Source organism: Achromobacter sp. D10, from assembly GCF_035282245.1.
In the GTDB taxonomy this organism is placed as follows: Bacteria; Pseudomonadota; Gammaproteobacteria; order Burkholderiales; family Burkholderiaceae_B; genus Achromobacter; species Achromobacter insolitus.
On the sequence record NZ_JAYJLE010000004.1, the window covers coordinates 70,199 to 88,315 of the forward strand.

The following is an 18,117-nucleotide window of genomic DNA, read 5'->3' on the forward strand; positions in this document are numbered from 1 at the left end:
ATAGGATCGCCATGGCTTCCCGCAACGCCTCCGCTCAGAAGTTCGTCTTGTCGTGCTGCCGTGGGGCGCTGCTGGCGCTGGCGGTAGGGCTCGCCAGCCCGGCCGTCGCGCAAGCCGCTAATCCCGCCGACTGGTGGGTCTATGTCGCCAATGATTACCCGGACGACATCAAGGCGCTGCTGGCGCGCGGCGAGGACCCGAACGTGCGCTACAAGAATGGCCAGCCGGCGTTGATGCGCGCGGTGGTGGACGGCGCCTGGAAGGTGTTCGATGTGATCGCCGCGGATAAACGCACCGATGTGAATGCCGAGAATCCCGCGGGCGAGACGCCTTTGATGTACTTGGCCATTGCCGGCCAGACCGAGCGGGCCAAGAAACTAATCGCGCGTGGCGCCCAGGTCAACCGCCTGGGCTGGACGCCGCTGCACTACGCGGCGTCGAAGGGGCAACTGGAGATGGCGCGTTTGCTGTTGGCGCACCAGGCCATGGCCAATGCGCCGGCTCCCAATGGTGAAACGCCCTTGATGATGGCGGCGCTGTCGGGCCGTAAACCCATGGTCGATCTGCTGCTGAAGGCGGGGGCGGACGTGGGCACCCGTGATACCAAGGGCCAGACCGCGGCCGATTGGGCCCGCACGGGCAAATCCACGGCGCTGGCCGGCGAATTGGACAAGCTGATCGCGCAGCAGGAAGAGTCCCGTCGCAGGCTGCGGGCCACGCGGCCCGCCGAGGAAGGCGCCGAGGCTGGAGCAGTGGTGGGGGCGGAAGCGGGCGGCGGGGCGGCCGCTGCGCCACAGAGCGCGTCGGCGCCAACGCCGGCTCCGGCCGGGGAGCAAAAGGCCCCGGCGGCGTCTTCCAGCGTCCAGGGCGTATCCGGCGTGAAGCTCAACAATTACGACGAACCTGCGGCGCCCTGAGGCGCGGGCGTGCCGGCGGCCGGCCCGCAAGGGGCCGGCCGGATCAGATTACATAGTTCTTGTAGCGCTCGATGTAGTCGCGGGCGCTGCCATTCAGTTCGCGCACGCAGCGTTCAGCCTCGTCGGCGTCGCCGCGGACCATTGCGTCCAGCAGGGCGCGGTATTGCTTGATTCCCATTTCTGAGCGGCCGGGCAGCAGGGCTACCCGGCGCATCGACACGCGGGTGCGGTCGTAGATGCGTTCGATCATGTCGCTCAAGACGGGATTGCGTGCCAGTTCCTTGATGTGGTTGCGGAACTGCTCGATCGTGGCGACGTGGGCTTCGATGTCGCCGCTCTTCAGGCTTTGCTCGAAAGGTTCGCCCAGCAGGGCCTGCATGGCTTCCCAATCGGCGGGCGTGGCATTGGCCATGGCCAGCCGCACCGCCAGACCGTCGAGCGCTTCGCGCACCTGATACAGGCGGTACGTCGTTTCCATGTCGACCAGGGCCACCACGGCACCCTTGTTGGGTACGCGTTCGACCAGTGCGCGGTCTTCCAGCGTTGCCAGCACTTCACGCGCCTTGGCGCGCGGGATGTCGTAGGCCTGGGCCAGGTCTTCTTCCGGCACGCGGGTGCCAGGCAGCAAGGCCTGCGATGCAATGCGTTCCCGCATATCCAGTATGACTTCGTGGGTGGAAGCCGCTTTGCGTGTTTCGCGGGCGGCGGCGTCAGCAGAGGCAGTCGCGCGTTTATTGGGCATGTAGGCACCTGGGTTGAGTGGCGGAAAGCATATCATTTTTTTGAACGCAAGATTGTGCACAATCTAGAATGCGAGTTTGTAAATTAGCATTGACACAATAAAACGCACAAGAATATAGTGACTTCACTTCGTCGCCGTACCCCACTCATCCAAGGAGCCCAGGGCAATGAAAGACGCCGAGCAGTCCCCTCAACTTCCCGGTCCGCAGTGCCAGGCATACCTCGCCCGGCGCAACGTCGCCGTCGCCCTGGGCGTGGCCAACGGGCCTCCGGTGTTCGCGGCCAATGCCCGCGGCGCCACGCTGACCGATCTGGACGGGCATGACTATGTCGATTTCGCCGGCGGCATCGGCACCCTGAACGTGGGCCATGCGCACCCCGAGGTGGTGGCGGCGGTTCAGGCGCAGGCGGCGCGCTACCTGCACACCTGCTTCAACATCGTCATGTATCCCGAATACATCGAATTGGCCGAGGCGCTGGTTGAGCTCGTGCCTGGGTCCTGGCCGAAGAAAGCCATGCTGCAGACCACGGGAGCCGAAGCCGTGGAAAACGCGATCAAGGTGGCGCGCCGCGCGACCGGCAGGCAGGCGGTGGTGGCGTTCGAAAACGCCTTTCACGGCCGCACTTACATGGCGCTGTCCCTGACGGCCAAGGCGCCCGCGTACAAGACCGGCTTCGGGCCTTTCGCGTCCGAGGTCTACCGCGCGCCGTTTCCCGTGCGTTACCGGTCGGGGCTCAGCGAAGCCGATTGCGTCGAAGCCGCCTTCAATGAATTCCGCCGCCTGGTTGAAACCGAGATCACCCCGGAACAGGTGGCCGCGGCGATCATCGAGCCGGTGCAGGGCGAGGGCGGTTTCCATGACGCGCCGCCCGCCTTCCTGCGGGCGCTGCGGGCCTACTGCACCCGCCACGGCATCGTGCTGATCGCCGACGAGATCCAGTCGGGCTTTTGCCGCACCGGGCAATGGTTCGCCACGCAGCACGCCGGTATCGAGGCGGACCTGTACACCCTGGCCAAGTCGCTGGGCGGCGGCCTGCCGATAGCAGCGCTGGTGGGGAGGGCCGATCTGATGGACGCGCCTGCCGTGGGTGGCCTGGGCGGAACCTATGGCGGCAATCCGCTGGCTTGTGCCGCCGCGCTTGCCACCATCGGGGTCATGCGGCGCGAGGACTACGCGGCGCGGGCCCGAGACGTGGGCGGACGGGTGCGCGCGCGCTTTGATGATTGGGCCGGCCGGTTCGGCATCGTCGGCGATGTGCGCGGCCTGGGCGCCATGGTGGCGTTCGAGGTGGTCCGCGGCAATGGCGACGCCAGTCCCGCGGGCGATCTGGCGGCGCATATCGTGCAGGTCGCCTATCAGGGCGGACTGGTACTGGTGAAGGCGGGCTTTTACGGCAATGTGATCCGTTTCCTGGCGCCGCTTTCCATTACGGACGGGGAGCTGGCACGTGGCCTGGACATCCTCGAACGCGCGGTGGCGGATGCCCAGCGCGTCGCCGACGCCCGCGCCACGCAAGCAGCCTGAGGAGCGCACCATGCACACGCTGTTGAAACTGAAGAATGCGCGCAAGGTGGTCAGCCAGTTGGGCGCGGCCCGGCCCGGGATGGAAGTGCTGGTGCTGTATGACCTGCATACCCACCACAACGTCGAGCCCCTGGCCATCGCGGTGGACGAGGCGGGCGCCGGCCTGCACCTGTTGCAGATTGCCGGGTCGGCGCGCCACGGCCGGCAACTGTCGCCCGTGGTGGCCCAAGCCATGCAGGCAGCCGATCTGGTCATCGCTCTGACGCGCGCCAACGCCGCGCATACCGATGCGCGGCAGCAGGCCACGCGTGCCGGGGTTGGCGTGATCGTGCTGCCGGAATCGCATTTGCCCGACTTCTTTCTGGCGGAAGGCTGGGAGGCCGACTTCGACGCGCTGCGTCCGCAGATCCAGGGCCTGGCCGACGCACTGACCCGCGCCGATACGGCCCGCGTCACCAGCGAGCTCGGCACGGACGTGACCATGAGCATCGCCGGCCGCCGGGGGCGGGCCCTGCACGGCTTCGCCAACACCACGGACATTTCGGCGGGCTACTGCCTGGAGTCCAGCCTGGCGCCAGTGGAGGGCACGGCGGAAGGCGTGATCGTGGTCAACGCCAGCATACCGGGCGTATCGTTGATCCGCGACGAGCCTGTGCGCATCCATATGGAGAAGGGCATGGCGGTGGCCATCGAGGGCGGAGCCGTGGCGCGCCAGTTCCGCGACCTGTTGGCCAGCTTCAACGACCCCCAGGTCTACAACCTGGGCGAACTGGGCGTGGGCATGAACCCGCGCTGCCAGCTGGACGGCACCATGCTGTCGGATGAATCCGTCTACGGATCCATCCAGCTGGCGCTGGGCACCAGCGCCTATATCGGCGGCACCGTCAAGGCAGCGGCGCATTACGACACCATCGTGACCGAGGCCACACTCGAACTGGACGGCAAGGTCGTGCTGCAAGGCACGGACTTGCGCCTGGAGGAGGCGGCATGAGCATAGACCTGAGCCGCGATGCGGACGGCGTGGCCACCGTGCTGATGAACCGCCCGGAAAAGCGCAATGCGTTCACGCTGGACATGTACCGGGAATTCGGGCGCGTCATGCGGGAGCTGGACGCCGACGACGCGGTGCGTTGCGTGGTGCTGCGCGGCGCCGGCGGCGCTTTCTGCGCCGGCAGCGACATCGGTGGCTTCGAGGAAGACCGGGACGGAGCGGCGCAGGCGGCCGAGTATGCGCTCTTCACCTTGTCCATGACCGACACGCTCAAGCATTTGCGCCATCCCACGGTTGCCTGCATCGAAGGCGTGTGCGTCGGGGGCGGGCTGGAGCTGGCCGCCCTGTGCGATATCCGCATCGGCGGACGCAACAGCCGCTACGGCATTCCGGTGAACCGGATCGGATTGACCGTGGACCACCAGGAACTGGCCGACCTGATCAGCGTGGTCGGCGCCGCGCGTGTGCTGGAGATCCTGCTGGAAGGGAATATCTTTGGCGCCGACGAGGCCATGTCCAAGGGGCTGTTGAGCCGCGTCGTGGACGATGAGCGCGTGGCCGAGCAAGCCTATGCCACCGCCCGCCGTATCGCCTCGTCGGCGCCGCTGGTGAACCGTTGGCACAAACGCTTCGTGAGCCAGCTGCGCGAAGGGCGCGCGCTGAGCCCGCAAGAGCGTGGCGAAGCCTACGCCTGCTTCGGCACCGAGGACTACCGGCGCGGCCGCGAGGCCTTCGCCGCCAAGCGCATCCCCGAATTCATCGGCCGCTGAAGCGGCCCCGACCCGAGACGGACTGCATATGACGCAAGCTGCACCCCCCCTTGCCGGCATCAAGATCCTGGACCTGTCGCAGATCATGGCCGGGCCATACTGCACCATGGTGCTGGCCGACCTGGGCGCCGAGGTCATCAAGGTCGAGAAGACCGGCGCTGGCGACGATTCCCGCGAAATGGGGCCGTACGTCAATGGCGAATCCACCTGTTTTGCGCAGATCAATCGCAACAAGCAGGGCGTTGCGCTGAACCTGAAGGACCCCGAAGCCCGCGAGGTGTTGTACGACCTGGCCCGCTGGGCGGACGTCGTAGTGGAGAACTACCGCGTCGGCGTGACCAAGTCGCTTGGCGTGGACTACGAAACGCTCTCGCGGATCAACCCGCGCCTGGTGTATTGCTCGATTTCGGGCTACGGCCACTCCGGTCCCTATGCGGGCAAGGGAGGCTTCGACCTGGTGGCGCAGGGCATGAGCGGCATCATGAGCATGACCGGCGAGCCCGGCGGCCGGCCGCTGAAGTCGGGCATTGCCATCTATGACGTGGGCGCGGGGTTGACGGCGGTCTACGCGATCCTGGCCGCCTGCATCCACCAGATGAAGACGGGCGAAGGCCAGCACATCGACATCGCCTTGGCCGAATGCGGGCTGCCCTGGTTCGTGTGGGAAGCGGCGGCGTACTTCGCCGACGGCACCGTGCCGCAGGGCACTGGCAGCCGCCATCGCGTATCGGCGCCATACCAGGCTTTCGGCACGCGCCAAGGCTACATCATGATAGGCGCGGCCAATCAGCGCACCTGGGAACGTTTGTGCGCAGACGTGCTGGAACGTCCCGAGCTGATCACCGATCCGCGCTTTATTACCAACTCGGATCGGCTGGCCAACATCGCCGAGCTGGAACCGTTGCTGGAGGCGGAGTTCGCGCGCGCCGACGCGGCCGAATGGATCGAACGCTGCGAACGGGCGTCGGTGCCCTGCGGCCCGATCAACGATTTCGGCCAGGCGATGCAGGATCCGCACTACCTGGCGCGCGGCATGGTGCAGGAACTGGAGCACCCGGCGCTGGGCAGGATGAAGACCATCGGCATCCCGACCAAGTTTTCACGGACGCCGGGATCCTTGCGCTCGGCGGCGCCGCTGATGGGCCAGCACACTGACGAGGTGTTGCGGCGTTTCGGCGTGCCGGAGGACAGAATTGCAGGCATGCGCGCCCGAGGAGTGATCGCGTAGCAGGCAAATCGCAGCAGGCAGTACCGAAGTCGTATCCAAGCTCCAAGGGGACGCCGGCGTCGCGCACGCCGGCGGCTATTCGAAGTTGAACAAAGATGTTCACGCCGCAAGGAACCTTCATGACACAGCCCATCCATCTCTCCCGCCGCGGCTTCATCGCGGCCAGCGCCGCGCTGGCCGCCTGCGGCGCCGTTCCCTCCCTGGTCCGGGCGCAGTCGGCCCAGCCGTTCCGCCTGGGAGCGCTCAACTCTATCACCGGCGTCGGCGGCCCATATGGGCCGGCCATGCTGGAAGCCATCAAGATCGCCATCGACGAGGTCAATGCCGCCGGCGGCGCGGCCGGCCGGAAGATCCAGCTATACGCCGAAGATGACCAGACCAAGCCCGACGCCGCCGTGCTAGCGGTCAAGAAGCTGATCGAAATCAATAAGGTCGAGGCGGTGGTCGGAATCTGGCCATCGTCAGTCGGCCTGGCCGCCATGCCCATCACCAACGCCGCGGGCCTCATCACCATGAACACCTGCGGCGCGCCGGAAATGCTGACCGAGAACAAGCTCGGCCTGGCCTGGATGTACCAGGCGTCCAATGCCGTGTTCGGCCGCGCCTTTGCCGAAGTGGCGCGCCAGCGCGGCTTCAAGCGGCCGGCGGTCATGGCCTTCAATAACTCGACCTTCGTCGGCCAGGCCAACTACTTCCGGGATGCCTGGCAGGAGAAGGGCGGGCAGGTCAGCGCGTTCACCATCTACGAACCCAACCAGACCACCTACCGCACCGAACTGACCAAGGTGCTGGCCTCCAAACCCGACGTGATCTCGCTGAGCGCATATCGGCCCGACGCCACCATCATCCTTAAAGAGTGGTTCCAGACAGGCCAGGACTGCAAGTTCATCATGCCCGGCTGGACTGCCAACGAGGACCTGGTGAAGGCGCTGGGCAAGGAGGCCACCGAGGGCATCATCTCGATTTCCAACGTCGCCGCGCACGAGCATCAGGCCTACAAGCATTTCGCGGCCGAATTCCGCAAGCGCATGAAGCGCGAACCGGACATCTTTGCTTCGCAGTCCTACGACATGGTGATCACGCTGGCGCTTGCCATCGAGGCGGCGGGGCCGACCGCGGACGTGGCCGCCATCAACGGCAAGATCCGCGCCGTGACCGCGCAGGGCGGCGGGGAAAAGGTCAGCGGCTTCGCGCAGGGCCAGGCGCTGCTGCGCGCCGGCAAGCCGGTGGACTATGACGGCGCGTCCTCGCGTCTGGACTTCGGCAAACACGGCGAGACCGTGCCGGATTTCGGCGTTTTTGACATCCGCGACGGCAAGCTGGTGCTGAAAGAAGTCATCGCCGGCCAGGTCTGACGATAAAAACACTAGGGGAACACAAGAATGGATGCAATCACCGTCATCAACGCCGCGATCAACGGCGTTGTGATCGGGATGCTGCTGGCCTTGCCGGCACTGGCGATCACGCTGGTGTTCGGCATCGCCCGCTTTCCCAATGCCGCCAGCGGCGACTACATGACGTTGGGCGCCTACGCGGCCGTCTTCACTCAGGCGCTGGCTGGCGGTTCGATGTTGGCGGGCGGCCTGGCCGCCGTCGCCGCGACCACCCTGGTCAGCCTGTTTTTCTATGCCTGGGTGTTCCGGCCGCTGGAGTCTCGCTCGAACGTGTCGCGCCTGATCGCGTCCATCGGCGTGGCGTTCGCCCTGCGCAGCACGATTACGTTCTTTGCCGGGCAGGACCAGTACACCTTCGATCTGCCGCTTACGCGCGCCTGGAATTTCGGCGGCGTGCGCATCCTGCCCACCGACCTGTACATCGTCGGCACGGCGGTGGCGGCGCTGGCGCTGGTATTCGGCCTGATGCATCTGACGCCGACCGGGCGGCGCATGCGGGCGGTGGCTGACAACCCCGAACTCGCCGCGGCCAGCGGCATACGCGGGCGGCGCGTGATGGTCACCCTCTGGACCATCGCCGGAGCCTACTGCGGCTTGGGGGGCGTGCTGCTGGGCATCAAGGCGGTGGTGATTCCCGAGCTGGGCTGGGAACTGCTCATGCCGATGTTCGCGGCGGTCATCCTGGGCGGCATCGGCAATCCGGTGGGCGCCATCGTCGGGATTATGGTGTTCAGCATTGCGCAGGAAGTGGCCAGCCTGGTGGTCGGGCCCGCCTACAAGATCGTGTTCGCCTTCGCGGTGCTGCTGTGCGTGCTGCTGCTGCGTCCTCAGGGTATCTTCGGCCGTCCGATGGCGGCGAGGTGAAATCATGGAAGCCTATCTGATTGCTATCGCCATCGGGATCCTGATCTACATGCTGCTGGCCTTCGGGCTGTCGCTGCACTACGGGTTCACCGGACTGATCAATTTCGGCCACGTCGGCTTTTTCGCCATCGGCGCCTATACCTCGGCGCTGTTGTCGCTCAAGGGGGTGCCCATCCCCTTGTCGATGGCAGCGGCGGCCGCGTTCGCGGCGCTGGCGGCATGGCCGCTGGGCATGATCGCCTTGCGGCTGGGCAGCGACTACCTGGCCATCGTGACCCTGGGCTTTTCCGAATCGGTCCGCATGATGCTGCAGACCGAGGAATGGCTGACGCGGGGGATGCACGGCCTGCCGGGAATCCCGCGGCTGTTCGCCGGCTGGGCCTCGCCGCAGACGGTGGACCTGTGGATCATGCTGTTGCTGCTGGCGGTCAATGCCGGCGCCTTGTTCCTCATCCATGTCGTCATACGCAGCCCGTTCGGGCGAGTGATCGAAGCGGTACGCGACAACGAGGTGGCGGTGCGGGCGCTGGGCAAGGATCCCGCCCGCTTCAAAACCCGCTCACTGATGCTGGGCGCGGGGCTGGCCGGCCTGGCGGGCGCTTTCCAGGCGCATTACCTGACCTTCATCAGTCCCGAACAGTTCGTGCCGCTGATCACGTTCTACATCTGGATCGCCATCATCCTGGGCGGGGTGGGGCGGCTGAGCGGCGTGGTGGCCGGCACGGTGCTGCTGGTCGGATTCCTGGAGGGGTCGCGCTTCGTGCGTGATTTCGTCGGGGGCATTTCCGAAGTGCAGATGGCCAGCGTGCGCATCGGCGTCATCGGCCTGGCGCTCATCTGCGTGGTGCTCTACCGGCCGCAGGGGATTTTCGGCAATGCAACCACCACCCGCAGGAGATAAGGCATGACGCTGCTTTCCATAAAAGGGCTCAGCGCCAGCTTTGGCGGCTTCAAGGCGCTGGACGACGTGTCGCTGGAGGTGCGCAAGGGCGAGCTGGTCGGCGTGATCGGCACCAACGGCGCGGGCAAAAGCACGCTGTTCTCGGTGGTGACGGGTTATATCCCGCCCACTGCCGGCTCGGTGCGATTCGCGGACGAAGACATCACGGGCATTGCCGTGCACCAGCGTGTGCGCCGGGGCCTGGCGCGCACTTTCCAGGTGCCGCGCGAGTTCAGCCAGCTGACGGTTTTTGACAACATGATGGCCGCGGCGCCGGATCAGCGTGGTGAAAAACTGGCGGCGCTGGTGTTCGGGCGCCGCGAAGTGGCGCGGGAGGAAGCCCGCAACGCCGAGCGCGTGCATGAGCTGTTGGCCTTCCTGAATCTGGCGCGGGTGGCGGACGAGCCGGCCGGCAAGCTGTCGGGCGGGCAGAAAAAGCTGCTGGAGCTGGGGCGGCTGCTGATGCTGGAGCCGCGCTGCATCCTGTTGGACGAACCGTTCGCGGGCGTCAACCCGGTGCTGATCGAAGAGCTGTCTGCGCGCATCGTGGAACTGAACCAGCGCGGCCTGACCGTCGCCATCATCGAGCACAACCTGGAAGAACTGGCGCGCATCGTGCCGCGCATGTACGTCATGGACCGCGGGCGCGTCATCGCCGAAGGGACGCCGGACGCAGTCCTGGCCAACGAACAGGTGCGCGAAGCGTACATGGGGGGAGTGATATGAGCCAGCTCGTCATGCAGGGCCTGTCCGGCGGCTATGCCGAGGTTGATATCGTGTCCGGCATCGACATGACCGTGGCGCCGCGCGAGATCGTCACCATCGCTGGCACCAATGGCGCCGGCAAGTCCACGCTGGTCAAGGCGGTGATGGGGCTGTTGCCGCGCATTGCCGGGACCATGACCTTTGACGGCCGGGACCTGCTTGCGCTGCCGGTAGAGGAGCGCGTGCGCATCGGCATTTCGTACGTGCCGCAGGTGCGCAATGTGTTCGGCGCGCTGACCGTGCTTGAGAACCTGCAGGTGGTCGAGCACGTGCAGGCGCGCGAAAAGCGTATCCGCGACATGTTCGACCTGTTTCCCGCGCTGGCCGGCCGGCGCAAGACGCATGCCGAGAACCTGTCCGGCGGCGAGCGCCAACAGCTGGCCTTTGCGCGCGCGCTGATGTCTTCGCCGCGCCTGATGGTGCTGGACGAGCCTTCGGCCGCCTTGTCGCCGGCATTGACCGAGCAGGTGTTCGCCGAAGTGAGGCGCCTGCCGCAGATTGGCGTGGGCGTGTTGATGGTGGAGCAGCGCGCGCGCCAGGCGCTGGCGTTCAGCGACCGCGGCTACATCCTCGATTCCGGCCGCATCGTGCTGACCGATACGGGGCAGGCGCTGCTGGCCAACCAGCACATGAGCGATCTGTACATCGGCCGGGCCGGTCATCCAGCGGCAGATCGTCCGCAAGGCGGCTCCGCCGCCTGAGAGTCCGGGGCCCCTCAATTCCTAACGTTCTTCCAGGAGCTGCAACTTGCGTACTTCCGACACAATAGCTTCCGCGGCATCCGCCGTAAGCCGCCCGGCACCCAGCGCCATCGCTGCCTTGACCGCCGTCCAGGGGCTGGCTGCCCTGGAGCAGGGCAAACTGACCTGCGAGGCCTGGGCACGCGCCTGCCTGGACCGCATCGAGGAGCGCAATGGCGGCGTCAAGGCCTGGGTTCGGGTGGACGCCGAGGGCGCGCTGGCCCGCGCCCGCGAGTGGGACCGCCATGGCCGGCAGCGTCCGCTGGATGGCGTGCCGTTGGGCATCAAGGACACCATCGACACGGCATCCATGCCTACAGAGCTGGGCGACCCGGAAATCTTTCCCGGCCGCCAGCCACAGGCCGACGCGCCCGTGGTGACTCAGGCGCACGACCTGGGCTTTAATCTGCTGGGCAAGAATACCGTGTCGCGCCACGCCATCATGCTGCCGGGACCGGCACGCAACCCGCACGACCTGACCCGCACGCCGGCCGCGTCTTCCGCGGGTTCTGCGGCCGCCGTGGCCGACTTCATGACGCCATTGTCCATCGGCACGCAGACCGCGGGCTCGATCCTGCGCCCCTCGGCGTTCTGCGGTGCGGTGGGGTTCAAGCCCACACTGGACGCCATTCCCTACGTGGCGATCCGGCGCTATTCGCGGGTGCTGGACGTGATCGGACCGATCGCGCGGTCGGTGGACGACGCGGCCTTGTTCATGCGCGCCTTTACCGGGGACCCGCGTTACGACCCCGCCTCGGCGCTGCGCAGCGATTTCCGCGTGGGCGTATGGCGTCCGAAGGATTGGGCGGACACGGAACCTTGCATGCGCGATAGCTTCGAGGCCAACCTGCGCGGGCTGTCGGCCGCCGGCGTGAAGGTCACGGAGCTGGAAATGCCAGCGGCGTTCGACACCATGGGAGAGGCGCAGGACGTGATCATGGCCTACGACCTCGCGCGCGAGTACGCCGCGATCAAGCGTGACCACGCGGCGCGCTGCGATCCCGGGCTGATCGAGTACCTGACCATGGGCGAGGGGCTGTCCGCCGCCGACTACGCGGCGGCGCTGGATGCCGCCGACGCCTGCCGCCGGGCCTTCTACGACGCGGCGCGCGACGTGGACACGGTAGCCATGCCTTCCACGCTGGGAGAGGCGCCGCCGGCCAGCACCACGGGGAGTTCGGCCTTCATACGCATTTGGTCGCTACTGCATAACCCGTCCATCACCCTGCCGGTTGCACGCGGACCCAATGGCTTGCCGCTGGGTTTCCAGATGGTCGGCTTCGTGAAAGAGGACGCCCGGCTGCTGTACTGGGCACGCTGCGCGGAGCGCATCCTGGGTTCTACGGCCCATCAGGTCTGACCGAGCCGCACCGGTCGCTACGATGAATCATGGAATGATCCGACGCGTTCCGCCGGGGCGCGGCGGATTCTTCGGCGCCTTCGGGCGCCTTTTTTGTGTCCGCCTTTCGGGGTTTTCCCCAGTAATTCTCAGTATTCGGGAATAAAAAGCGATCAGAAAGCCATAAATTGATAATCTGCGCTCCGTTAGTTTGGAGCCAAATGTTGAAAGCGGATCAATCGGTGGGGGCGGGCGCGGACCGCGTGCTGTATGTGCTGGCTACCCTGGCCAGGCATGACGGCCCCCTCAGCATCGCTGCCCTGGCTGAGCAGACTGGCTTGGCGCAGAGCACCCTGTACCGCCAGGTCGCGCTGCTCAAGCGCTGGGGGTTCGTCGCCGAGCACGATGGCGAGTACGGCCCCGGCCCGCTGTGCGTGCAACTGGCTTGGGGGTTTGACCAGTCGTCGTTCCTGATCCATGAAGCCCAGCCCGACCTGGCTGCGCTGGCCGCCGCTTCCGGCGAAACCATAGGGCTGCTGGTGGCGGTCAAGGACCAGGCGGTGTGCCTGGACATGATCGAAAGCCAGCATCCGCTGCGCTGTTCCTTCACCAAGGGACGGGGCCTGCCGCTGGCGCGCGGAGCGTCCGCCAAATCGCTCCTGGCCTTTATGCCGTTGGCGCGCCTGCAGGCGGCGCTGGCGTACCTGGCGGCCGAGGCTGGCGTCGATGCCACCCGTCTCGGACACGAGCTTGAAACCATCCGCGCCCAGGGCTACGCCGTGACCGACAGCGAGGTCGACGCCGGAGTCTGGGGCGTCAGCGTGCCCATTTTTCAACGCGCCAACCAGGCCGTGGCTTCGATCACGCTGATGGCGCCGTCCACCCGGGCCGCCCAGCGGCCCGAGGCCTTGACCGAAATGACCGTGGCTGCGGCCCGGCGCATCTCGGCGAAGCTGCAAGCCCATTAAGACTGCCTTCTTCTTTTCCACGCCGTACCCCTAGACACCCGACCGCCGTATCCCAATTCCATAGAGGACCTACCATGACCACTCGTCGCACACTGCTGACCGCCGCCCTGACGCTGGGCTTCGCCTGGAGCGCCGGTCCGGCGTTCGCCCAGGAAACCATACGCGCCGTCACCGACGCGACCTTCCCGCCGATGGAGTTCGTCAAGGACGGCAAGCGCACCGGGTTCGACATCGAACTGGTGGAAGCCCTGGCCGGCGCCATGGGCAAGAAAGTCGAATGGATCGACATCGATTTCAAGGGCCTGATTCCCGCCCTGCAGGCCGGCCGCGCCGACATCGCCGTGTCCGCGATCTACATCACGCCGGAACGGGCCAAGGTCGTGGACTTTACCGATCCGTACTACGCGGGCGGCCTGGTCGTCATGACCAAGAAGGACGGCCCGGTCAAGACGTTGAAGGATCTGGATGGCCGCAAGGTGTCGGTGCAGGTGGGCACGAAGTCGGTCAACTACCTGAAGGAACACTATCCGTCGGTGCAGCGCGTGGAAGTCGAGAAGAACCAGGAGATGTTCAATCTGGTGCAGATCGGACGCGCGGAAGCGGCCGTGACGGGTAAGCCCGCCGCCAAGCTGTTCGCCCAGAGCACGCCGGACCTGACCGTGCTGGCCGAGCAGATCACCACCGAGGATTACGGCATCGCCGTGCCCAAGAGCAAGCCTGAGCTGACTCGTGACCTGAACGCCGCGCTGCAAAAGCTGAAGGCCGACGGCAGCTACCAGGCCATCGTGAACAAGTGGTTCGAGGCGCCCGCGAAATGAACCTGGATTTTTCTCCCGTCTTTGCCGACTTCGGCGCGCTGATCAATGGCGCCGTGGTCACCGTCGAGGTGACCGCGGGCGCCTTGCTGCTGGCCTGCGTCATCGGCCTGCTGGTCGGCGTGGGGCGCCTGAACCCCAGGCGCTACGTCATCTACAACCTGTGCAGCGTCTACCTGCTGCTGTTCCGCGGCACGCCGTTGCTGGTGCAGCTGTTCATCTGGTTCTTCGGCCTGCCGCATTTCGGCATCACCCTGCCGGCGTTCGCCTGCGGCGTGCTGGGCCTGGGCATGTACTCGGGCGCCTACGTGTCCGAAATCGTGCGCGGCGCGATCCAGTCGGTGGACCGCGGCCAGACCGAAGCGGCGCGCTCGCTGGGCATGTCCTCGGGCCAGGCCATGCGCATCATCGTGCTGCCGCAGGCTGTCGTGCGCATGATCCCGCCGCTGGGCAACGAATTCATCGCGCTGATCAAGAACTCGGCCCTGGTGTCGCTCTTGACGATCCACGACCTGATGCATGAAGGCCAGAAGATCATCAGCGTGTCCTATCGCTCGCTGGAGACCTATCTGGTGGTGGCGCTGATTTATCTGATCCTGACCACGGCCACCATGCTGGTGCTGCGCAAGGTTGAACACCGCCTGCGCGCGGGGGGGATGGTGCAATGACTTCCGCAATGAATTCCGCTACGACCCAGGCCGCGGACCTGCAAGAAATGATCCGCATCCGCGGACTGTGCAAGTCCTACGGCGACCACGACGTGTTGCGCGGCATCGACTTCGACGTGCTGCCATCCCAGGTGGTGGTGGTGATCGGACCCAGCGGTTCGGGCAAGAGCACCTTGCTGCGCTGCTGCAACGGCCTGGAAGTCGCGCAGGCCGGCACCATCGACATCTGCGGCCAGACTCTGCTGGACCACGGCACGCTGTTGCCTGAAGCGGAGCTCAACCAACTGCGCATGCAGGTGGGCATGGTGTTCCAGGGCTTCAATCTGTTCCCGCACCTGTCGGTGCTGGACAACGTGACGGTTGGACCTCGCAAGCTGCGGGGCATGGGCCGCGAAGAGGCCAACGCGCTGGCGGCGGACTTGCTGGACAAGGTCGGCCTGGGCCAGAAGATGTCGGCGATGCCTGCCAGCCTGTCCGGCGGGCAAAAGCAGCGAGTGGCCATCGCTCGCGCCCTGGCCATGCAGCCCAAGGTCATGCTGTTCGACGAGCCGACCTCGGCGCTCGATCCGGAACTGGTGGGTGAAGTGCTGCAGGTCATGAAGCTGCTGGCCAAGGAAGGCATGACGATGATGGTGGTCACGCACGAAATGGGCTTTGCCCGGGATGTGGCGGACGTAGTGGCGGTGATGGACGGCGGCGTGATCCTGGAATCCGGTTCGCCCGACGTGATCTTTACCCAGCCCCGCGAGCCGCGCACGCGCGAGTTCCTGCAGGCGGTGCTCAGTGCCGGGCAGGGGGCTGCATGACGGCGCCGCAATTCGACAAAAGCCTGTGGAAGGCCCGCGACGATAGCGCTGAGCAGGGCGACACGCGTCGCTTGGCGCACATTGTCGAGGCGGCTGCAGGTCAGGCGCGCAAGGGCGAGGCGGTGCTGCTGGGCTTTGCTTGCGATGCGGGCGTGGCCCGCAACCAGGGTCGCATCGGCGCGGCTGAGGGCCCGCCGGCCATCCGCAAATTCCTTGCCGGTTTGCCCGCCCACGGCCTGACCCGCCTGCTGGACGCCGGCGACGTGGCCTGCGAGGGCGATCGGCTGGAAGACGCCCAGGAGCAGTTGGGCCTGCGTGTGGCGGAATTGATGGAGCAGGGGGCTCGTCCGGTGGTGCTGGGCGGCGGTCACGAAATCGCCTGGGGTAGCTTCCAGGGCCTGGCGCGCTGGCTGGACGCCCGCGGCGACACGGAGCCTGTGCTGGTGTTGAACCTGGATGCGCACTTTGACCTGCGCACCGGACGCCCCGGGAGTTCCGGCACGCCGTTCGACCAGATCTCGCGTTATTGCGAGGAGCGCGGCCGGGCGCTGCAATACGCCTGCCTGGGCGTATCGCGGCTGGCCAACACGCCGGCGTTGTATGCGCGCGCGGCCGAGGTCGGGGCCATCTGGGTCGAGGACCGTGACATGCAGGAACGCCATCTGGCGGCGCGCCTGGCCAATGTCGACGCGTTGCTTGCCCGGGCGCGGCACGTGTACCTGACCATCGATCTGGACGTGTTGCCTGCGGCGGTCATGCCAGGCGTATCGGCGCCGGCTCCTTACGGGGTGCCGTTGACGGTGGTCGAGGAAATCGTCTTGCGGGTCAAGGCCAGCGGCAAGCTGCGCCTGGCCGACATGGCGGAGTTCAATCCGCGCTTCGACCAGGATGGGCACGGCGCGCGCGCGGCGGCCCGCCTGGCTTGGCAATTGCTGACGGATTGAGCGCGCGGCCGGCCTCATCCATTGGATGAGGCGAGACGGCTCATGGCAGGACCGGCGGGGCGGTTTTCATAACAGGAAACCGCCCCGTTTTTCATCCCCCGCATGACTGGCTGCAAGGCCTCCCGCTTATGACTGGCAGGCTGGACGCTGCCAGTTTCGCGGCTTAGGATGAGAGCAGCATCAGGCTCGGGTTTGTGACCCGTTCGGTGGCCACAACAGTAATATGTCCCTATTTAAAATATTTTCACTTTAAATGGGGACGTTATTACTTTCGTGGATAAAATGGCGCAACTTAGTCAGGAGAGCATGCTCATGTCTCAAACTCCCACCCACGCCTTGCCGTCTTATCTGAACGCCGAAGACCTCGGCCCCTGGGGCAACTACCTGCAACAAGTCGATCGGGTCACCCCGTATCTCGGTTCCCTGGCGCGGTGGGTTGAAACCCTGAAGCGTCCGAAGCGCTCGCTGATCGTCGACGTGCCTATCGAGCTCGATAACGGCAGCATTGCCCACTTCGAGGGCTACCGTGTCCAGCACAACACCTCGCGCGGCCCCGGTAAGGGCGGCGTGCGCTTTCACCAGGACGTCACGCTTTCCGAAGTGATGGCGCTCGCGGCCTGGATGTCGATCAAGAATGCCGCCGTGAACCTGCCCTATGGCGGCGCCAAGGGCGGCGTGCGGGTCGACCCGCGCAAGCTGTCGGCTTCCGAACTCGAGCGCATGACGCGCCGCTACACCTCGGAAATCGGCGTGATCATCGGACCGTCCAAGGACATCCCGGCTCCCGACGTGAACACCAACGCCCAGACCATGGCCTGGATGATGGACACGTACTCCATGAACGAAGGCGCGACCGCCACCGGCGTGGTCACCGGCAAGCCGATCGCGCTGGGCGGCAGCCTGGGCCGCGTCGAGGCCACCGGCCGCGGCGTGTTTGTGGTCGGCTGCGAAGCCGCCCGGGACCTGAACATCGACGTGTCCAAGGCCCGCGTGGTCGTGCAGGGCTTCGGCAACGTGGGCGGCACCGCCGCCCGCCTGTTCCATGAAGCCGGCGCCAAGGTCATCGCGGCGCAGGACCACACCGGCACCGTCCACAACGCCGAAGGGTTGGACGTGCACAAGTTGCTGTCCTATGTGTCGCAGCATGGCGGCGTGGGCGGCTTCTCCGGCGGCCAGGCCATGGACAAGGACGAGTTCTGGACGCTGGAAACCGAATTCCTGATCCCCGCCGCCCTGGAAAGCCAGATCACAGCGGCCAATGCTCCCAAAGTGCGCGCGAAGATTGTGGTGGAAGGCGCCAACGGCCCGACCACGCCGGAAGCCGACGACATCCTGGCCGAACATGGCGTCTACGTCGTGCCGGACGTGCTGGCCAATGCCGGCGGCGTGACGGTCAGCTACTTCGAATGGGTGCAGGATTTCTCCAGCTTCTTCTGGAGCGAGGACGAGATCAACCAGCGCCTGGAGCGCATCATGCGCGAAGCGTACGCAGCGGTGTCGCAAGTGGCCAAGGAACACAAGGTCACGTTGCGCACGGCGGCGTTCATCGTTGCTTGCACGCGCATTCTGCAAGCGCGCCAGGTGCGCGGCCTGTATCCCTGATACCCGATACGGCGGGGCGTCCGCGGACGTCGCGCCGAGGAGGGCAGGGAGACAAGAACCGCCACATGCCGTTGCCATAAGCAGGCTCTGCTTGTGGCA

18 protein-coding genes are annotated in these 18,117 nt (G+C 66.1%); 17 read left to right on the forward strand and 1 reads right to left on the reverse strand.

Going from position 1 to position 18,117, the window contains the following annotated elements; all coding sequences use genetic code 11:
- Positions 1-11 precede the first annotated feature (11 nt).
- Positions 12-917 (forward strand): ankyrin repeat domain-containing protein, encoded by a 906-nt coding sequence (locus VCS63_RS12660; RefSeq protein WP_068979617.1) that lies wholly within the window; start codon positions 12-14, stop codon positions 915-917.
- 43 nt (positions 918-960) lie between these two features.
- Here the strand turns inward: VCS63_RS12660 and VCS63_RS12665 are convergent, their stop codons facing one another.
- The gene (locus VCS63_RS12665) at positions 961-1,659 is read right to left on the reverse strand and encodes a GntR family transcriptional regulator (protein ID WP_063640817.1); all 699 of its coding nucleotides are present in this window, start codon (positions 1,657-1,659) and stop codon (positions 961-963) included.
- A 166-nt stretch (positions 1,660-1,825) separates the two neighbouring features.
- On the opposite strand from VCS63_RS12665, the gene gabT reads away from it, so the two are divergent.
- From gabT to VCS63_RS12745, 16 genes are all read left to right on the forward strand, one after another.
- The gene (gene gabT / locus VCS63_RS12670) at positions 1,826-3,184 is read left to right on the forward strand and encodes a 4-aminobutyrate--2-oxoglutarate transaminase (RefSeq protein ID WP_323879938.1); all 1,359 of its coding nucleotides are present in this window, start codon (positions 1,826-1,828) and stop codon (positions 3,182-3,184) included.
- Between the two features lie 10 nt (positions 3,185-3,194).
- Positions 3,195-4,175 (forward strand): aminopeptidase, encoded by a 981-nt coding sequence (locus tag VCS63_RS12675; protein WP_076813116.1) that lies wholly within the window; start codon positions 3,195-3,197, stop codon positions 4,173-4,175.
- The gene (locus VCS63_RS12680) at positions 4,172-4,945 is read left to right on the forward strand and encodes an enoyl-CoA hydratase/isomerase family protein (RefSeq protein ID WP_063640815.1); all 774 of its coding nucleotides are present in this window, start codon (positions 4,172-4,174) and stop codon (positions 4,943-4,945) included. The genes VCS63_RS12675 and VCS63_RS12680 overlap by 4 nt, the downstream gene beginning before the upstream one ends.
- Positions 4,946-4,973: 28 nt before the next feature.
- Positions 4,974-6,173 carry a CaiB/BaiF CoA transferase family protein gene (locus VCS63_RS12685; RefSeq protein ID WP_042793345.1) on the forward strand — a complete coding sequence of 400 codons (1,200 nt, stop codon included), beginning with the start codon at positions 4,974-4,976 and terminating at the stop codon, positions 6,171-6,173.
- Positions 6,174-6,292: 119 nt separating this feature from the next.
- Positions 6,293-7,528: an ABC transporter substrate-binding protein gene (locus VCS63_RS12690; RefSeq protein ID WP_223306462.1), complete on the forward strand. Its 1,236-nt coding sequence runs from the start codon at positions 6,293-6,295 to the stop codon at positions 7,526-7,528.
- Between the two features lie 27 nt (positions 7,529-7,555).
- The gene (locus tag VCS63_RS12695; RefSeq protein WP_042793347.1) at positions 7,556-8,431 is read left to right on the forward strand and encodes a branched-chain amino acid ABC transporter permease; all 876 of its coding nucleotides are present in this window, start codon (positions 7,556-7,558) and stop codon (positions 8,429-8,431) included.
- Positions 8,432-8,435: 4 nt separating this feature from the next.
- Positions 8,436-9,332, forward strand: a complete 897-nt coding sequence (locus VCS63_RS12700; protein WP_063640813.1) for a branched-chain amino acid ABC transporter permease — start codon at positions 8,436-8,438, stop codon at positions 9,330-9,332.
- 3 nt (positions 9,333-9,335) lie between these two features.
- Positions 9,336-10,097, forward strand: coding sequence for an ABC transporter ATP-binding protein (locus VCS63_RS12705; protein ID WP_323879940.1), 762 nt, complete (start codon positions 9,336-9,338; stop codon positions 10,095-10,097).
- Positions 10,094-10,837, forward strand: a complete 744-nt coding sequence (locus VCS63_RS12710; protein ID WP_042793349.1) for an ABC transporter ATP-binding protein — start codon at positions 10,094-10,096, stop codon at positions 10,835-10,837. The genes VCS63_RS12705 and VCS63_RS12710 overlap by 4 nt, the downstream gene beginning before the upstream one ends.
- Before the next feature lie 46 nt (positions 10,838-10,883).
- On the forward strand, positions 10,884-12,236 hold the full coding sequence (locus VCS63_RS12715; RefSeq protein ID WP_082900660.1) for an amidase: 1,353 nt from the start codon (positions 10,884-10,886) through the stop codon (positions 12,234-12,236).
- 200 nt (positions 12,237-12,436) lie between these two features.
- Positions 12,437-13,183, forward strand: coding sequence for an IclR family transcriptional regulator (locus VCS63_RS12720; protein WP_042793351.1), 747 nt, complete (start codon positions 12,437-12,439; stop codon positions 13,181-13,183).
- A 74-nt stretch (positions 13,184-13,257) separates the two neighbouring features.
- Entirely contained in the window at positions 13,258-14,001 is a 744-nt protein-coding gene (locus VCS63_RS12725) for a transporter substrate-binding domain-containing protein (RefSeq protein WP_042793352.1), read from the forward strand.
- On the forward strand, positions 13,998-14,666 hold the full coding sequence (locus VCS63_RS12730) for an amino acid ABC transporter permease (RefSeq protein ID WP_063640812.1): 669 nt from the start codon (positions 13,998-14,000) through the stop codon (positions 14,664-14,666). Before VCS63_RS12725 ends, VCS63_RS12730 begins: the two co-directional genes overlap by 4 nt.
- Positions 14,667-14,713: 47 nt before the next feature.
- Positions 14,714-15,472 (forward strand): amino acid ABC transporter ATP-binding protein, encoded by a 759-nt coding sequence (locus VCS63_RS12735; protein ID WP_165609294.1) that lies wholly within the window; start codon positions 14,714-14,716, stop codon positions 15,470-15,472.
- Positions 15,469-16,416, forward strand: a complete 948-nt coding sequence (gene hutG, locus VCS63_RS12740) for a formimidoylglutamase (RefSeq protein ID WP_042793353.1) — start codon at positions 15,469-15,471, stop codon at positions 16,414-16,416. The genes VCS63_RS12735 and hutG overlap by 4 nt, the downstream gene beginning before the upstream one ends.
- 312 nt (positions 16,417-16,728) lie before the next feature.
- The gene (locus VCS63_RS12745; RefSeq protein WP_042793354.1) at positions 16,729-18,018 is read left to right on the forward strand and encodes a Glu/Leu/Phe/Val family dehydrogenase; all 1,290 of its coding nucleotides are present in this window, start codon (positions 16,729-16,731) and stop codon (positions 18,016-18,018) included.
- The last annotated feature ends 99 nt before the right edge of the window (positions 18,019-18,117 follow it).